The 15928-nt window shown below is 71.2% G+C and carries 18 protein-coding genes; 12 read left to right on the top strand and 6 right to left on the bottom strand.

The window, feature by feature from the left end:
- Positions 1 to 27: 27 nt before the first annotated feature.
- A complete protein-coding gene (gene meaB / locus ACFW01_RS10795; RefSeq protein WP_234960909.1) occupies positions 28 to 984 on the top strand; it encodes a methylmalonyl Co-A mutase-associated GTPase MeaB in 957 nt (318 codons plus the stop codon).
- Positions 985 to 1154: 170 nt separating this feature from the next.
- On the opposite strand, the gene ACFW01_RS10790 is transcribed toward meaB, so the two are convergent.
- Complete coding sequence (locus ACFW01_RS10790) at positions 1155 to 1772, bottom strand: PepSY domain-containing protein (RefSeq protein WP_384503016.1); 618 nt, start codon at positions 1770 to 1772, stop codon at positions 1155 to 1157.
- Positions 1773 to 1898: 126 nt separating this feature from the next.
- Here ACFW01_RS10790 and ACFW01_RS10785 point away from each other — a divergent pair, with 126 nt between their 5' ends.
- A complete protein-coding gene (locus ACFW01_RS10785) occupies positions 1899 to 2621 on the top strand; it encodes a response regulator transcription factor (protein ID WP_234960911.1) in 723 nt (240 codons plus the stop codon).
- On the top strand, positions 2618 to 4078 hold the full coding sequence (locus ACFW01_RS10780) for a HAMP domain-containing sensor histidine kinase (RefSeq protein ID WP_234960912.1): 1461 nt from the start codon (positions 2618 to 2620) through the stop codon (positions 4076 to 4078). Before ACFW01_RS10785 ends, ACFW01_RS10780 begins: the two co-directional genes overlap by 4 nt.
- A 1-nt stretch (position 4079) precedes the next feature.
- On the opposite strand, the gene ACFW01_RS10775 is transcribed toward ACFW01_RS10780, so the two are convergent.
- The 4 genes from ACFW01_RS10775 to ACFW01_RS10760 all read right to left on the bottom strand — a co-directional run bounded on the left by ACFW01_RS10775 (position 4080) and on the right by ACFW01_RS10760 (position 6716).
- On the bottom strand, positions 4080 to 4556 hold the full coding sequence (locus ACFW01_RS10775) for a MarR family transcriptional regulator (protein ID WP_234960913.1): 477 nt from the start codon (positions 4554 to 4556) through the stop codon (positions 4080 to 4082).
- Between the two features lie 101 nt (positions 4557 to 4657).
- Positions 4658 to 5434 carry an AIM24 family protein gene (locus ACFW01_RS10770; protein ID WP_384503013.1) on the bottom strand — a complete coding sequence of 259 codons (777 nt, stop codon included), beginning with the start codon at positions 5432 to 5434 and terminating at the stop codon, positions 4658 to 4660.
- Positions 5431 to 6081, bottom strand: coding sequence for an AIM24 family protein (locus ACFW01_RS10765; RefSeq protein ID WP_234960915.1), 651 nt, complete (start codon positions 6079 to 6081; stop codon positions 5431 to 5433). Before ACFW01_RS10765 ends, ACFW01_RS10770 begins: the two co-directional genes overlap by 4 nt.
- Positions 6082 to 6083: 2 nt before the next feature.
- The gene (locus tag ACFW01_RS10760; RefSeq protein WP_234960943.1) at positions 6084 to 6716 is read right to left on the bottom strand and encodes an AIM24 family protein; all 633 of its coding nucleotides are present in this window, start codon (positions 6714 to 6716) and stop codon (positions 6084 to 6086) included.
- A gap of 173 nt (positions 6717 to 6889) precedes the next feature.
- On the opposite strand from ACFW01_RS10760, the gene ACFW01_RS10755 reads away from it, so the two are divergent.
- The 5 genes from ACFW01_RS10755 to ACFW01_RS10735 all read left to right on the top strand — a co-directional run bounded on the left by ACFW01_RS10755 (position 6890) and on the right by ACFW01_RS10735 (position 10342).
- Positions 6890 to 7234 (top strand): DUF3817 domain-containing protein, encoded by a 345-nt coding sequence (locus ACFW01_RS10755; protein ID WP_125493323.1) that lies wholly within the window; start codon positions 6890 to 6892, stop codon positions 7232 to 7234.
- Positions 7231 to 7524 (top strand): MTH1187 family thiamine-binding protein, encoded by a 294-nt coding sequence (locus tag ACFW01_RS10750; protein ID WP_234960916.1) that lies wholly within the window; start codon positions 7231 to 7233, stop codon positions 7522 to 7524. The genes ACFW01_RS10755 and ACFW01_RS10750 overlap by 4 nt, the downstream gene beginning before the upstream one ends.
- A gap of 77 nt (positions 7525 to 7601) precedes the next feature.
- The gene (locus tag ACFW01_RS10745; protein ID WP_234960917.1) at positions 7602 to 8111 is read left to right on the top strand and encodes a MarR family transcriptional regulator; all 510 of its coding nucleotides are present in this window, start codon (positions 7602 to 7604) and stop codon (positions 8109 to 8111) included.
- 108 nt (positions 8112 to 8219) lie between these two features.
- Positions 8220 to 8558 (top strand): DUF3817 domain-containing protein, encoded by a 339-nt coding sequence (locus tag ACFW01_RS10740; protein ID WP_234960918.1) that lies wholly within the window; start codon positions 8220 to 8222, stop codon positions 8556 to 8558.
- Between the two features lie 83 nt (positions 8559 to 8641).
- Positions 8642 to 10342: a methylmalonyl-CoA mutase family protein gene (locus ACFW01_RS10735; protein WP_234960919.1), complete on the top strand. Its 1701-nt coding sequence runs from the start codon at positions 8642 to 8644 to the stop codon at positions 10340 to 10342.
- A 191-nt stretch (positions 10343 to 10533) separates the two neighbouring features.
- On the opposite strand, the gene ACFW01_RS10730 is transcribed toward ACFW01_RS10735, so the two are convergent.
- Complete coding sequence (locus ACFW01_RS10730) at positions 10534 to 11190, bottom strand: TetR/AcrR family transcriptional regulator (protein WP_384503009.1); 657 nt, start codon at positions 11188 to 11190, stop codon at positions 10534 to 10536.
- A 263-nt stretch (positions 11191 to 11453) separates the two neighbouring features.
- Here ACFW01_RS10730 and ACFW01_RS10725 point away from each other — a divergent pair, with 263 nt between their 5' ends.
- The 4 genes from ACFW01_RS10725 (at position 11454) to ACFW01_RS10710 (ending at position 15852) form a co-directional block, all read left to right on the top strand.
- A complete protein-coding gene (locus ACFW01_RS10725) occupies positions 11454 to 12431 on the top strand; it encodes a tetratricopeptide repeat protein (protein WP_384503008.1) in 978 nt (325 codons plus the stop codon).
- A 618-nt stretch (positions 12432 to 13049) separates the two neighbouring features.
- Positions 13050 to 13682 (top strand): DUF6230 family protein, encoded by a 633-nt coding sequence (locus ACFW01_RS10720; protein ID WP_234960922.1) that lies wholly within the window; start codon positions 13050 to 13052, stop codon positions 13680 to 13682.
- A gap of 117 nt (positions 13683 to 13799) precedes the next feature.
- Positions 13800 to 14438 carry a DUF6114 domain-containing protein gene (locus tag ACFW01_RS10715; protein ID WP_234960923.1) on the top strand — a complete coding sequence of 213 codons (639 nt, stop codon included), beginning with the start codon at positions 13800 to 13802 and terminating at the stop codon, positions 14436 to 14438.
- Complete coding sequence (locus ACFW01_RS10710) at positions 14428 to 15852, top strand: hypothetical protein (protein WP_384503005.1); 1425 nt, start codon at positions 14428 to 14430, stop codon at positions 15850 to 15852. Before ACFW01_RS10715 ends, ACFW01_RS10710 begins: the two co-directional genes overlap by 11 nt.
- Positions 15853 to 15928: the final 76 nt, after the last annotated feature.

Below are 15928 nucleotides of genomic sequence, written 5' to 3'. Positions count from 1 at the left end.
AGTCGGACGGAGCTGAACGGAGCTGTGATGCAGGACGTCTCCTCACTGGTGGCCCAGGCCAGGGAAGGCCGACCGCGGGCCGTGGCCAGGCTGATCTCTCTGGTGGAGGGGGCGTCCCCGCAGCTCAGGGAGGTCATGGAGACGCTCGCGCCGCTGACCGGCCAGGCCTACGTGGTCGGTCTGACGGGTTCGCCGGGCGTCGGCAAGTCCACCTCCACCTCGGCCCTGGTGACGGCGTACCGCAAGCAGGGCAGGCGGGTCGGCGTCCTCGCCGTCGACCCCTCCTCCCCCTTCTCCGGCGGCGCGCTGCTGGGCGACCGCGTCCGGATGTCCGACCACGCCTCCGACCCCGGCGTCTACATCCGCTCCATGGCGACCCGCGGCCACCTCGGCGGTCTCGCCTGGGCGGCCCCGCAGGCGATCCGCGTCCTGGACGCGGCGGGCTGCGACGTGATCCTGGTGGAGACGGTCGGCGTCGGCCAGTCCGAGGTCGAGATCGCCTCCCAGGCCGACACCTCGGTCGTCCTCCTCGCCCCCGGCATGGGCGACGGCATCCAGGCGGCCAAGGCCGGAATCCTGGAGATCGGCGACGTCTACGTCGTCAACAAGGCCGACCGGGACGGCGCCGACGCCACCGCCCGCGAGCTGAACCACATGCTGGGCCTCGGCGAGGCCCGCGCCGCCGGCGACTGGCGCCCGCCCATCGTCAAGACGGTCGCCGCCCGCGGCGAGGGCGTCGACGAGGTGGTCGAGGCCCTGGAGAAGCACCGCGCGTGGATGGAGGAGCGCGACGTCCTCGCCGAACGCCGTCGCGCCCGCGCCGCCCGCGAGGTCGAGACCATCGCCGTCACCACCCTGCGCGAACGCATCGGCGACCTGCACGGCGACCGCCGCCTCGGCGCCCTCGCGGAACGGATCGTGGCGGGCACGCTCGACCCGTACCGCGCGGCGGACGAACTGGTGACGGGGCTGACGAACGGCTGACGCCCGGCGTCCGACGGCTGACGCCCGGCGTCCGACGGCCGGCATCCGGCGTCCGACGGCTGACACCGGGCGTTCGGCGGCTGACACCGGGGTCCGGAAAAGGCCGCGTGCACCCGGCGCCGCGCCGCTACCTTGACCCGCGTGTTCCTCCTCTTGGCCGGCCGGACCGGTCAGTCGTCGTCCGAGCCGGAGTCGTCCGAGCCGGAGTCGTCCGAGTCCGAGCGGTCGGCCGTGACCTTGCCGGTCTTCAGGTCGACCCGCCAGTCCTGCTCGCCCTTGCCGTCGGCACGGGTCTCGACCTCCCAGGCGGCCGGGCCGTCGTCGCCGTCGTCGTCCAGGTCCACGGAGGTCACCGTGGACTTGCCGGCCGCGGCCCGCGCCGCCTCGGCAGCGCTGACGGAACCGCCCTCGAGGGCGGCCCGCGCCTCGGCCGTGTCGTCCTCGTCGGTGTCCTTGTGGGAGCCGAGGACCTTGCCGGAGGCCGGGTCGATCCGGACGCTGTGCCAGGTGCCGTCGCCGGCGAGGACGTCGACCTCCCAGGCGGCACGCTCACCGCGGTCGCCGTCGCCGTCGTCGTCCGCGTGGTCGTCCTCGTCGTCCAGGTCGGCGGAGACGGCGGTGCCCGGCGTGTCCCGCAGGGCGGCGGCGATGGCGTCGGCCGCCGTCACCTCGGCGGAGGACGCGCGGGCGGCGTCGTCGCCGTCGCCCGTGGTCGCGAGGGCCGTCGCCGTACCGCCTCCGATCAGTGCGGCGGCGGTGACGGCGGCGATGACGATGTTGCGCCTCATGCTGGTTCCTCCCGAGTCGTCCAGAGTGCTGTCGTTTTCCGACCTCTGCACTGTCGCGGAGCGACGCTGAGCCGGAGCTGAAGCCTCCTGAAGGGATCTTCAGCCACCCTTTGCCACTCTTTAGGCATGCACCCACCCGTCGCCCACCACCACCCTGCTCGAGGCGCTTCGCGCCGCCCCTCCCGACTCTTGATCGTCGAGGACGAAAAGCGTCTGGCGGTGTCGCTCGCCAAGGGCCTCACCGCGGAGGGATACGCCGTGGACGTCGTCCACGACGGCATGGAGGGCCTGCACCGGGCCGGCGAGGGCGACTACGACCTCGTCATCCTCGACATCATGCTGCCCGGCCTCAACGGCTACCGGGTCTGCGCCGCCCTGCGCGCCGCCGGCCACGACGTGCCGATCCTGATGCTCACCGCCAAGGACGGCGAGTACGACGAGGCGGAGGGCCTGGACACGGGCGCGGACGACTACCTCACCAAGCCCTTCTCGTACGTCGTCCTGGTCGCCCGCGTGAAGGCGCTGCTGCGGCGGCGCGCGCAGGGCGGCGGGGCCTCGCCCGTGCACGTCCACGGAGACCTGAAGGTGGACACCGCCGCCCGCCGGGTCTTCCTCGGCGAGGACGAGGTCACCCTCACCGCGAAGGAGTTCGCGGTCCTGGAGCAGCTCGTGGTGCGGGCCGGGCAGGTCGTGTCCAAGGCGGAGATCCTGGAGCACGTCTGGGACTTCGCCTACGACGGCGACCCGAACATCGTCGAGGTGTACGTCAGCGCCCTGCGGCGCAAGCTGCGCGCCGGGCTCATCCGGACCGTGCGCGGCGCCGGGTACCGCCTGGACGGCGGGCGATGAGCCGCCTCTTCGGGTCGGTCCGCGCCCGCGCCACGCTCGGCGCGACCCTGGTGGTCGCCGTCGCCCTCGTCGCGGCGGGTGCCGCCGTCCTGCTCTCCCTGCGCTCCAACCTGCTCGGCGAGGCCGGCACCCAGGCCGAACGCTCCGCGCGGGAGGTCGCCACCGAGCTGGCGGTCGGGACGCCGTACGCCGACCTGTCACTGGACGTGGACGACCGCCCGGTGCAGGTCGTCGACGAGGACGGCACGCTGGTCGCCGCCAGTGAGGACCTGGAGCGCATCACCGGCACCGGCGTCGAGGCGGTCGAGCCGCGGCCGGCCGCCTCGCCCGACGGCACCGACGGCACCGACGGCACCGGTGACGCCGGCGACACGGACGACGCGGACGACGATGACGACGCGGGGGAGCCGCTCGAAGCGGGGGAGATCGGCGAACGGACCACCGTCAGCGACGGTTCGGCGACCATCGACGGCGACACGGAGGACTACCGTTTCGCCGCCGTCCCCGTGAAGACCGAGGACCGGGGCCGCCTCACCGTCTACGCCGGGGCCCCGCTCTCCGCCGAGCACGGCGCCGTGAACACCGCGCTGACCGTCATGCTGATCGGCTTCCCGGTGCTGCTCGCGGTCGTGGGGTGGGTGACCTGGCTGGTGACCCGGCGGGCGCTGCGCCCGGTGGAGGGCATCCGGCGCGAGATGGCCGCGATCACCGCCAGCGAGGACCTGGCCCGCCGCGTCCCGGTGCCCGGCACCCACGACGAGGTGGCCAGGCTCGCCTCGACCACCAACGAGACGCTGGCCGCGCTGGAGACCTCCGTGGAGCGGCAGCGGCGGTTCGTCGCCGACGCCTCGCACGAGCTGCGCAGCCCGATCGCCTCGCTGCGCACCCAGCTGGAGGTGGCCGCCGCCCACCCCGAGCTGCTGGACCTGGACGGCGCGGTGGAGGACACCGTACGGCTCCAGCACCTCGCCGCCGACCTGTTGCTGCTGGCCCGGCTGGACGCGGGGGAGCGGCCCGCCGACGCGCGGGTCGACCTCGCGGCGCTGGCGCGGGAGGAGGCCGGGGGACGGGCCGGGGTGAGCGTGCGGGAGGACGCCGGGGTCGCCGGCGGGGTGACGGTGGCCGGCTCGCGCGGGCAGCTGGGCCGGGTGCTGGCCAATCTGCTCGACAACGCCCAGCGGCACGCCCGCTCGGCGGTGGAGGTGTCCGTGCGCAGGGACGGCGACCTGGCCGTGGTCGGGGTGGCCGACGACGGCGAGGGGGTGCCGGTGGCCGACCGGGAGCGGATCTTCGAACGGTTCGTACGGCTCGACGCCGCCCGCAGCCGCGACGACGGCGGGGCGGGGCTCGGGCTGGCCATCGCCCGCGACGTCGCCGTGCGGCACGGCGGCACGCTCACCGTGCACGACGCGCCGGCAGGCGGCGCCCTGTTCGAGCTCCGCCTGCCGGCCGCCTAGATCAAGAACGTCCGCGCTGTCCGCGCAGGTGCTCCGCGATGGGCTTGAGTGCCTTGTCCAGCTCGGTCAGGGTCTCGGGGGCCAGCAGGTCGATGAAGTGCCTGCGGACGGAGGCCACGTGGTGCGGTGCGACCTTCCGCATCGTCTCCATGCCGTGCTCGGTGAGGACGGCGTAGAGGCCGCGGCGGTCGGACTCGCAGTTCTCCCGGCGGACCAGGTCCGCGTTCTCCATGCGCGTGATCTGGTGGGAGAGGCGGCTCTTGGACTGCATCGTGGCGGTGGCCAGGTCGCTCATCCGCATGCGGTTCCCGTCCGACTCGGAGAGGTTCACCAGGATCTCGTAGTCGTTCATTGTCAGGCCGAACGGCTGCAGGTCCTTCTCCAGCTGGTGCGTCAACAGTCTGTTGACCTCCAGGTGGGTGCGCCAAGCACACTGCTCCGTATCGGTCAGCCAGCGGGTGGCCGTCTCGGTCTCCATGAATGAAGTCTACCTAAGAAGTTGAAAGGCGAACTAGTGAGGGCTCTTCTGTGACGGTGACGGTGCGCACGCGTTCGATGTCACACTCCGCAGATTACCGCTCACAGCCCGAAGCGGCGCTGGAGGTCCCCCAGCTGTCCGGGAAGCCCCGGTACCCCGGAACGCCCTCCGTGCGCTCCCGGCGACCCGCCGCCGGGCACCCCCGCCTGCTGCGGCGGAGCCCCCGTGGCCTGCTCCGCCATCAGCGCCTCGCTCGACTGCAGCAGCACCGTCCCCGCTCCCACGAACTCGAACTGGTGCTCCTCCCCGGAGGCCCCGCCGAGCCCCGTCATCGCACGTAGACCGCCCATCAGGCCGGTCATGTACCCGTGGTCGTAGTGATGGCACGGAGACGGGCAGTCGGCCCAGCCGACCAGGGCCTGCGGGTCGACCCGGATCGGCGGTTCCATGAACACCACCGGACCGTTCGACGCGGCCACGAACTTTCCGGTTCCGATCAGCGTCAGAAAACCCGGCACGATCGACTGCTTCAGCGCGAGACTTGGCTGAAAAGCGAGCAGGTTGCCGGAGCGAATGGTCAGGTTGCCGTCCTCGAGGTCGTACGAATTCACGTCGAAGGCCCGGTCGGCGAGGAGCATCTTGCCCGAACCCTCGGCCACGACCCAGTCGCTCGCGTGCAGTGGCGAATGGAACGACGTACGCACCAGACGGTCCAGCCGGCCGTGCCCGATCCCGTTGAAATCGATCGTCCCGTAGTAGGCGATCATCTTCCCCTTCTGCAGGAACCACTGGCTCCCCTTCAGCTCCACGCAGAAGGTGTACGCGTTCACGTTGTCGTCGGCCGGCAGGGTCGACGGGTCGTGGTGGACCGTGCTCACAGTTTCTCCTCCGACGCCTGGACGAACACCGTGCCGCTGCCGCTCAGCTCCAGCTGGAACGCCTCGCCCGAGCCGCGCCCCACCATGTCCCGCCAGCCCATGGCGGTGGACAGCTTGTTGCGTACGTCGCCGTGGTGGGCGACGTACGCCTGGGGGTCGACGCGCACCGGCCGCTGCGGGGTGACCGGGACCTCGAAGACACCGCCGTGGGCCATCACGGCCACCGAGCCGTGGCCCTTCAGCGTCGTGGTGAACAGCCCTTGCCCGCTGACCTGCCCGCGCACCATGCCCATGACGCCGCCCTGGGAGCCCAGGAACACCGTGCCCTGCTCCAGGGTGCCCTCGAAGGCGAGGAGGCGGTCCGCCTCGACGTAGAGCGTGTCGCCGGCGAGGTTGATCACCTGGACGTGGTGGCCGCCGTGCCCGAAGAGGACGGTGCCGCTGCCCTCCACGGTCATCAGCGGGGTGTCCTCGTTCGCCACCCGGCGGCCGATCATCGACATGACGCCGCCCTGGCCGCCCCGCAGGTTCGGGGTGAAGGACACCTCGCCCCGGTAGGCGAGCATCGCGCCGCGCTGACTGAACAGCCGCTGCCCGGGGGCGACGGTCGCCTGCACCATCTTGGAGTTGATCTCCTGGAAGGCCATCGTCAGACATCCCCCGCGATCGTGTTCCGCTCGCTCGGCTGCACGTACACCACTCCGTCGCCCTCGAAGCGGATCTGGAACGCCTCGCCGCCGCCCTCCCCGAGCAGGGTGCGGAAGGTCACACCCGACTGGAAGGACTGCCGCAGGTTCCCCTGGTGCGCCACGTACGCCCCCGGGTCGACGGTCAGCGGGTACTGCGCGCTGACCCGCAGCGCCACCGCCGGGCCGTCCGACATGATCGCCACCTGCCCGTGCCCCTCGACGGTCGTGGTGAACAGCCCGTTGCCCTGCGAGGCGCCGCGCGTCCCCGTGAAGCTGGTGCCGGTGCGCAGTCCGGCGTCCGCCGCCAGGAAGTTGCTCGACTCGACGTACAGCTTGTCGCCCTGGAGACCCAAGAGGTTGATCTCCGAGGCCCGGTCCGCGAACCAGCAGGTCCCCTGCCCCCTCACCTCCATCACCGTCATCTGCTCGCCGGTGATCCGCCGGGTCACCATCCCGCGGATGCCCTCACCGCCGCCGCTCAGTTTCTTGAAGGCCATCTCCCCGTCGTACGCGACCATCGAGCCGTTCTTCGCCTTGACGGCGTCTCCGGTCATGTCGACGGCGAGTACCTTGCTTCCTTGAAGTCGGAACATCGCCACAAATGCGAAGGTAGCCCGCCGAGCGGGTCCGCCGACAGGGATCGACCCCCTCACCCGGGCGCGTCGAGGGGTTTGCCACAATGGGCGTGCGCTTGTGCGTGCGTTCACAAACCGCCGCGGCCGGCGGTGCGCCCGAGTACCGATTCCTCTCCCACCGAAGGTGACCCGTGGACCTGAAGACCGCCTCCGCCCTCCGCCGCCTCCGCCTGGTTTCGGGCCCCGAGGCGATCTCGTTCCTGCTGCTGCTCGTCTGCTCGGTGCTGAAGCGGACCACCGACTTCAACGCGGTGCCGGTGATGGGCGCGGTCCACGGCTTCCTCTTCGTCCTCTACGTGCTCTTCTGGGCGGACGCCTGGAACCGCGCCAAGTGGCCGCTGAAGACCGCCGCCCTCTACTTCGTCCTCTCCGTCCTGCCCACCGGCGGCTTCTTCGCGGAGCGCATGCTCAAGCGTGAGGCCGAGAGCGCGGTCATCGCCTCCCGCGCCCGCCAGGAAGGGATCGTCGGCGCATGATCGTCGCCTTCTCCGTGACGCCGCTCGGCGTCGGCGAGGACGTCGGGGAGTACGTCGCCGACGCCGTACGGGTGGTCCGCGAGTCGGGGCTGCCGAACCGCACCGACGCGATGTTCACCTCCGTCGAGGGCGAGTGGGACCAGGTCATGGACGTGGTCCGGCGGGCGGTCGCGGCCGTCGAGGCGCGGGCGCCGCGCGTCTCCCTGGTCCTCAAGGCGGACATCCGCCCCGGAGTGACGGACGGCCTCACGTCGAAGGTGGACACGGTGGAGCGGCACCTCGCCGAGTAGCCGTCCGCCGCGGGCGGTGGTATCGAAGGGCGAGACGGGGCTGACCGGCATATGACCGGCCGGTAAGGTCTGGTGCCGTGTCCAAGCCGCTCAGTCTCTCCTTCGACCCCATCGCCCGAGCCGACGAACTCTGGAAGCAGCGCTGGGGCGGCGTGCCCTCGATGTCCGCGATCACCTCGATCATGCGGGCTCACCAGATCCTGCTGGCCGAGGTCGACGCGGTGGTCAAGCCGTACGGGCTGACCTTCGCGCGCTACGAGGCGCTGGTGCTGCTCACCTTCTCCCAGTCGGGCGAACTGCCGATGTCCAAGATCGGCGAGCGCCTGATGGTGCACCCCACGTCCGTGACGAACACCGTCGACCGGCTGGTGAGATCCGGCCTGGTGGACAAGCGCCCCAACCCCAACGACGGCCGGGGCACCCTGGCCTCCATCACCGGCCGGGGCCGCGAGGTGGTGGAGGCCGCCACCCGTGACCTCATGGCGATGGACTTCGGCCTGGGCGCGTACGACGCCGAGGAGTGCGGCGAGATCTTCGCGATGCTCCGCCCGCTGCGGGTCGCCGCCGGGGACTTCGCCGAGGACTGAGGGCGGAGGTCTGGGGTGAGGGTCTGGGGTGAGGGCCCCGGACGAGGCCCGGGCGAGTCGCCGGGGCTGCCCGAAGATCGCGTGAAACGGACGGTTACGCTCGGACCCATGAAAAAGAGCGTGCTGACCCGCTACCGGGTCATGGCGTACGTCACCGGTGTGCTGCTGATCGCGCTGTGCCTTGGCATGATCGCCAAGTACGCCCTGGAGATGGACGGCGCCGCGGACTTCACCCAGGTCGTCAGCATCGCCCACGGCTGGCTGTACGTCGTCTATCTCATCTTCGCCTTCGACCTGGGGTCCAAGGCGAAGTGGCCGGTGAAGAAGCAGCTCTGGGTGCTGCTCGCCGGGACCGTTCCGACGGCCGCCTTCTTCGTGGAGCGACGGATCAGCCGGGAGCTGGACGCCAAGGTCGCCGGGGCCGAGCCGGTGGCCGTCAAGGCCTGAGTCACCCGGTCCCACCGCCGTGCGGACACCCGTGCGGCGGTTTCCCATCGACATTTACTTGGACGTCCTAGTAAATTGGGGGTATGGACGCTCACGCCATAGAGGAAGGCCGCCTTCGGTGGCAGGCCCGGTACGACGCGGCGCGCAAGCGCGACGCGGACTTCACCACGCTCTCCGGCGACCCGGTGGAGCCGGTCTACGGGCCCCGGCCCGGGGACGAGTACGAGGGCTTCGAGCGGATCGGCTGGCCGGGGGAGTACCCCTTCACCCGGGGCCTGCACGCGACCGGCTACCGGGGGCGCACGTGGACCATCCGGCAGTTCGCCGGGTTCGGCAACGCCGAGCAGACCAACGAGCGCTACAAGATGATCCTCCGCAATGGCGGAGGCGGGCTCTCCGTCGCCTTCGACATGCCGACGCTGATGGGCCGCGACTCCGACGACCCGCGCTCGCTCGGCGAGGTCGGGCACTGCGGGGTGGCCATCGACTCGGCCGCCGACATGGAGGTGCTCTTCAAGGACATCCCGCTCGGCGACGTGACGACCTCCATGACGATCAGCGGGCCCGCCGTGCCCGCGTTCTGCATGTACCTGGTCGCCGCTGAACGGCAGGGCGTGGACGCGTCCGTCCTCAACGGCACGCTCCAGACCGACATCTTCAAGGAGTACATCGCCCAGAAGGAGTGGCTCTTCCAGCCCGAGCCGCACCTGCGCCTCATCGGTGACCTGATGGAGCACTGCGCGGCCGGCATCCCCGCCTACAAGCCGCTCTCCGTCTCCGGCTACCACATCCGCGAGGCCGGGGCGACGGCCGCGCAGGAGCTGGCGTACACCCTGGCGGACGGCTTCGGGTATGTGGAGCTGGGTCTCTCGCGCGGCCTGGACGTCGACGTCTTCGCCCCCGGCCTCTCCTTCTTCTTCGACGCGCACCTCGACTTCTTCGAGGAGATCGCCAAGTTCCGCGCGGCCCGGCGCATCTGGGCCCGCTGGATGCGGGACGTGTACGGCGCGAAGACCGACAAGGCGCAGTGGCTGCGCTTCCACACCCAGACCGCCGGGGTCTCGCTGACCGCGCAGCAGCCGTACAACAACGTGGTGCGTACGGCCGTGGAGGCGCTGGCGGCGGTGCTCGGCGGCACCAACTCCCTGCACACCAACGCGCTCGACGAGACCCTCGCCCTGCCCAGTGAGCAGGCCGCCGAGATCGCCCTGCGCACGCAGCAGGTGCTGATGGAGGAGACCGGCGTCGCCAACGTCGCCGACCCGCTGGGCGGTTCCTGGTTCATCGAGCAGCTGACGGACCGGATCGAGGCCGACGCCGAGAAGATCTTCGAGCAGATCAAGGAGCGGGGGCTCAGGGCGCACCCGGACGGGCAGCACCCGATCGGGCCGGTCACCTCCGGCATCCTGCGGGGCATCGAGGACGGGTGGTTCACCGGCGAGATCGCCGAGTCCGCCTTCCGGTACCAGCAGTCCCTGGAGAAGGACGAGAAGAAGGTCGTCGGCGTCAACGTGCACACCGGTTCCGTCACCGGCGACCTGGAGATCCTGCGGGTCAGCCACGAGGTGGAGCGGGAGCAGGTGCGGGTGCTCGGCGAGCGCAAGGCCCGCCGGGACGACGCGGCGGTGCGCGGTGCGCTGGACGCAATGCTGGCGGCGGCGCGGTCCGGGGCCAACATGATCGGGCCGATGCTGGACGCGGTGCGGGCTGAGGCGACGCTCGGGGAGATCTGCGGGGTGCTGCGGGACGAGTGGGGGGTGTACACGGAACCGGCGGGGTTCTAGGGCCCGGCGCCGGTGCGGGCGTTACCAGGGGGCTCCGCCCCCTGGACCCCCGGCCTGTGCCCACCCACCACCCGACTCGGTCAGTTGAAGGGCGAGCCACCCGGCGCCTCGGCCCGTTGAAAGGTCGCCCGGTCCCCCGGCTCCCGGCCCCCCGGCTCCCGGCCCCCCGGCTCCCGGTGCCGGCACCTGCGCTACGTCGGTCGGGTGGGCGGGTCAGGGTGTCGGTGGTTCGGGGCGGGGGCGGTCAGTCCCCACAGGAGTACCTGGGTGAAGCCGCGTACCCAGTCGCCGTCCGCCGGTTCCGCGCTGACCAGGGTGCGGTGCACCACCGCGCCCGCGACCACGTCGAAGATGAGGTCGGCGGTGCGGGCGGCCTCGGCCGGGTCGGTCTCGGCGGGCAGCTCGCCGCGGGCCTGGGCGCGCGCCCTGCCCTCCAGGACCAGGCGCTTCTGGCGCTCCACGATCGACGTGCGGATGCGCTCGCGCAGCGCGTCGTCCCGGGTCGACTCGGCGACCACCGCCATCAGGCCGCTCTTGGCCTCCGGACGGGCCAGGATCGCCGCGAACTGGAGCACCACGCCCTCGATGTCGGCGGCCAGGGAGCCGCGGTCCGGGAGGCGCAGTTCGTCGAACAGCTCCGCCACCGCGTCGACCACCAGCTCGTTCTTGCCCGCCCAGCGGCGATAGAGCGTCGTCTTGGCAACCCCGGCCCGGCCCGCGACGTCTCCGAGGGTGAGCCTGGACCACCCCAGGTCGACCAGGGCCTCCCGCGTCGCGGCCAGGATGGCGGTGTCCGCCGCGGCACTGCGCGGGCGCCCGGCACGGCCGGCGTGGGTACTGCTCTGCATTCCCCGACCATAAGTCCCCGGCCACAATCGGCGGGTTCCGTGTGGCCGTGAGGGAGATCACCGGGGTGGGGTGTTCCGCGGGCGCCTCCCGGTATTACGCTACGACTCGTAGCGAAAGCACGGGTGTGCCCGTGCCCCAGCGACGACCACGGGCGTGGGGTGGGGACCCGGCGCCGAACAGCACACATGCCGAACAGCACACATCCGGGCGGGCTTTCGACCCGGTTTTCACACGCGCGCGCAGGACGGGGGAGGATAGACCCATGCAGCCACGGAACATGTCCATGAGCGGGGTCGTCGACCTCGCCGCGGTGAAGGCGGCCCAGGAGGCCAAGACGAAGGCGGAGCAGGCCCGCGCCGAGGCCGCCCGGCACGGCGGGACGGGGGCGGTCTCACCGGCCGACCTCGTCATCGACGTCGACGAGGCCGGTTTCGAGAGCGAGGTCCTGCAGCGGTCCACCGAGGTCCCGGTCGTCATCGACTTCTGGGCCGAGTGGTGCGAGCCCTGCAAGCAGCTCAGCCCGGTCCTCGAACGGCTCGCCGTCGAGTACGGCGGGCGTTTCCTCCTCGCCAAGATCGACGTCGACGCCAACCAGATGCTGATGCAGCAGTTCGGTGTCCAGGGCATCCCGGCCGTATTCGCGGTCGTGGCCGGCCAGGCGCTGCCGCTCTTCCAGGGCGCCGCGGGCGAGGCGCAGATCCGCCAGACCCTGGACCAGTTGGTGCAGGTCGCCGAGGAGCGCTTCGGTCTGACCGGTCTCGTCGTCGACCCCGAGGCCCAGCCCGGTGCCGAGCGGCCCGCCGCCGAGGAGCGTCCGGCGGGACCGCACGACGCGGCGCTCGAGGCCGCCGTGCAGGCGCTGGACGCGGGCGACCTGGGCGGTGCCGTCCAGTCGTACAAGAACGTGCTGGCCGAGGACCCGGGCAACGCGGAGGCCAAACTGGGTCTCGCGCAGGCCGAGTTGCTCCAGCGGGTGCAGAACGCCGACCCGCAGAAGGTCCGCCAGGAGGCGGCCGACAAGCCGGGCGACGCGCAGGCGCAGATCGCCGCCGCCGACCTGGACCTGGTGGGCGGTCACGTGGAGGACGCCTTCGGCCGTCTCATCGACGCGGTGCGCGTCACGGCCGGCGACGACCGCAACGCCGTACGCGTCCGGCTGCTGGAGCTGTTCGAGGTGGTCGGCGCCGACGATCCGCGGGTCACCGCGGCCCGCAGGGCACTGGCTCGCGCCCTCTTTTAGAGGTGTCCACCGGAGTGTTGCCGGTGTGAAGGAGCTGTCGACGAGGCGTCAATGCGGCCGCGCTTTGCCAAAACTTGGCAATCGCGGCCGCTGTTACTGCCAGTAAGTCGACGGCGTCGATCTGTCGGACTCTGTCCATCGATCAATAGTTTTGTTCCGCACCCATGGCACACCCAGCGTCGCCGTTCGGGCCCGATGCGTCGTCCCGTGGTGACCCGGCCGTTACTAGCGAGTAACGAACCCCCTTGTGTCGGCGGCGAGAATGCACCACGATCGGCGACGCTCGGTCCATTCCCGTACCCCGAAAGCCAGTCGGGTCGCGGGGGTTCCTGGGTCCCCACCGAGCAGGGCCGGCGGCAGTGGAGCCGGCTCTTGGGCAGGGGGGTCTTCGCTCACCCGGCGAAGCCTGCCCAGCAGGGTTGTGCGTGATGCGTGTCAGGCGCGACCAGTGGTTGTCGCTCGGGGGTGATCGCCGGTGACTCGGGCGCGTGGTACGCGCCGCCGAGTCCGGGCGCTCTCCTTCCCGAGGACGTAGCACTTCTCCCATCCCTGCCAGACCGGGCCGTCGAACCGGCGGCCGGCCGAGGCCAGGAGATGTACGTCCGAGAAGGAGGAAATATGGAGTCCCAGGTGCGTGGCGGGACCAGATGGAAGCGGTTCGCTGTGGTGATGGTGCCCAGCGTTGCCGCCACGGCTGCGATAGGCGTCGCGCTCGCGCAGGGCGCTCTCGCCGCGTCGTTCAGCGTTTCCGGCCAGTCGTTCAAGGTGACGGCGGACCGGCTCGACGGCACGGGCTTCTCCCAGTACGGGGCGATCGACTCGGGTTACACGCTGAAGGGCGAGAAGACGGCTCACCCCGTCGCGGTCTCGGCGTTCAAGTCCGCGTCGATCAAGAACATGTGCCAGTCCGTGGTCACCCCGGACATCCCGCTGATCGGTTCCGTCAGCCTCATGCTGAAGGCCGGCGGCGGTGACAAGCCGGTCGAGGCGCAGAACCTCTACATCGACGTCGAGGAACTCGAGGCCGACGCGACGTTCCGCGGCATCGACATCGGTGTGGCCGCCAAGGACGCCAACAAGGGTCCCGGCATCAAGAAGGGCGACACCGCGAACCCGAACGGATTCGCGCAGCAGGCCGACTCGGCCACGCTGACCGGTGTGAAGCAGACGGCGTGGGCGACCACCGCCGGAACCTTCAAGCTCAGCGGTCTGAAGATGTCGCTGTCCAAGGGTGTCAAGGAGTGCTACTAAGCACCCCCTGACGGGCGGGGGAGCCACTGGCGCCCCCGCCCGTCCACTCTCCGGTCGCACCTTCACGGGCGGCCCACATCTCCACCACAGCAAAGCCGTACCAGGGAGCTGTTTTCCATGAGCGCCGAGACTCCTGCCGCAGCCGGCCAGTTCACCCGCCGGAGGCTGCAGTTCCGTGCCTGGCGAGGCGGGCGGCCGTTCTGGGCCGGCCTGTTCATCGCGCTCGGCGGACTCCCCATCGCCTACTTCCCGTACGCCAACCTCCAGATCGGTCACCTGACCCTCGCGATGGCCACCACCGCGGGTTCCGGGTCACTGATCATCGGTGTGCTGCTGGTCGTCCTGGGCGTCAGCCTGTGGTTCCAGAAGCACGTCCGGGTCTTCGCGGGCGTGGCGGCGATCCTGCTCGCGCTGGTCTCCATCCCCGTGTCCAACCTCGGCGGCTTCCTCATCGGCTTCCTGCTCGCGCTGGTCGGCGGAGCGATGGCCGTCTCGTGGGTGCCGGGCGAACCGCCGCAGGACGAGCCGCCGGTGGAGGGTGAGGGAAGGGGTGACGCGCCCGAGGGCGCGGTCCCCGGCACCGAGTTCCCCGGCATCCCGGCGCCCGGCAGCACGGCGTCCGACGCCACGGTGCCGAGGCCGCGCGAAGGGATGGAGGGCGGGGGTCCCACCCAGACCTTCGAGGCACTGGGGGCGCACGATCTGTCAGGAACGAGCCCGGCCAACGGGGCGAACGGGAGGCACAGTGCCGGCTGACGAGGTGACCCGCGGGACTGACGTGGAGTCGTCCCGTGCGAGAACCGGGCCGCGCCACGCGGCACCCAAAAAGCCGTTGTTCACCAGGTTCCACATGCCGGCCGGCAAGGCGATAGCCATCGCGGCGATGCCCACGGCCGTGCTCATGGGGATGGGGTTCACGCCGACGCTCGCCCTCGCCGACGGCAACGACGCGGCGCCGTCCTCCAACAGCCTGACGGCCGACGAGTACAAGGACTGCGTGGCGGCCCTGGAGGACGCCGAGAAGGACACGTCCGCGTCGCCCACCCCGTCTCCCTCGGCGACGGACGGGAAGACCGACGAGAAGGGCGGCAAGGAGGACGAGGGCGACGCGAAGGAGCCCGACGCCTCGGACTCGGGCACGGACAAGGGCGAGTCCTCTTCGTCGGATTCAGGTTCCGACGACGAGGACGGCACCGGTGCCGAGGGCGGCGAGGCCGGCAAGGACGACAAGTCCCAGCCCGCCCCGAGCCCTTCCGCGTCGCAGGGCGGCGAGTCGGCCGGCGGTGACGCCCCGGCGCCCGCACCCTCCGAGTCGGAGGACAAGGGCGGGCTGCTGGACGGCATCGGCGACGCCATCGAGGGCCTCTTCACCGGCGGCAAGAAGGCCGAGGAGACCCCGGGCCCCGAGGCGACCCCCTCCGAGTCACCGTCCGCGTCCGAGAAGGCCGGCGACGACGCCTCCGACACCGTGAAGGACACGACCGACACGGTCACCGACACGGCGAAGGACACCGTCGGGGGCGCGACCGACGCGGCGTCGAAGGCGGCCGAGGACACCGGGAAGTCGGTGGACGAGGCGGCCGAGAAGGCGAAGGAGGAGGCCGAGAAGGCCAAGGAGGCCGCCGAGAAGGCGAAGGAGGAGGCCACCGCCTCACCCACGCCCAGTGCCTCCGAGAGCGCCGGTGTGGACGCCGACGACTGCCCCGTCGCCACCGACGACGAGGGCGGCGTCGACAACAAGGTGCCGCTGCCCGACGACCCCTGGTACCTCAACGCCAGCTCGCTGCTGCTGAAGGGCGCCTCCTACAAGGGCGTCGTCGAGGTGAGGACGGCCAACGGCACCACCAAGAAGGTGCTGAAGTACGTCATATCCAACGGCACCGACATCGGCGACCTGCACCAGACGGTCAAGGACAAGCAGGCCGGCAAGACGCACCACGTCCAGGCGGCCGAGGGCTCGACGTCCACGATCCGTGACGGCGAGACGGTGATGTACACCGAGAGCATCTCGGGCAACCTGCTCGGGCTGATCCCGATCACCTTCGACCCGGAGAATCCGCCGCCGCTGGACATCCCGCTGATCTACTTCACCAAGGTGACGGTCGTCCAGGCCGGCCAGTTCGGCGGCACGCTCCACGTCCCGGGCCTGCACCAGTACGTGACCGACTGAGCGCGCCCACAAGCCCGTTCGGGAGCCGCGGAACCGCAGAGGGCGCCCCCTGTCCGCAGGGGGCGCCCTCAGCGCC

Source organism: Streptomyces sp. NPDC058985 (assembly GCF_042740985.1).
In the GTDB taxonomy this organism is placed as follows: Bacteria; Actinomycetota; Actinomycetes; order Streptomycetales; family Streptomycetaceae; genus Streptomyces.
This window is presented reverse-complemented; position numbering and strand designations above follow the sequence as displayed.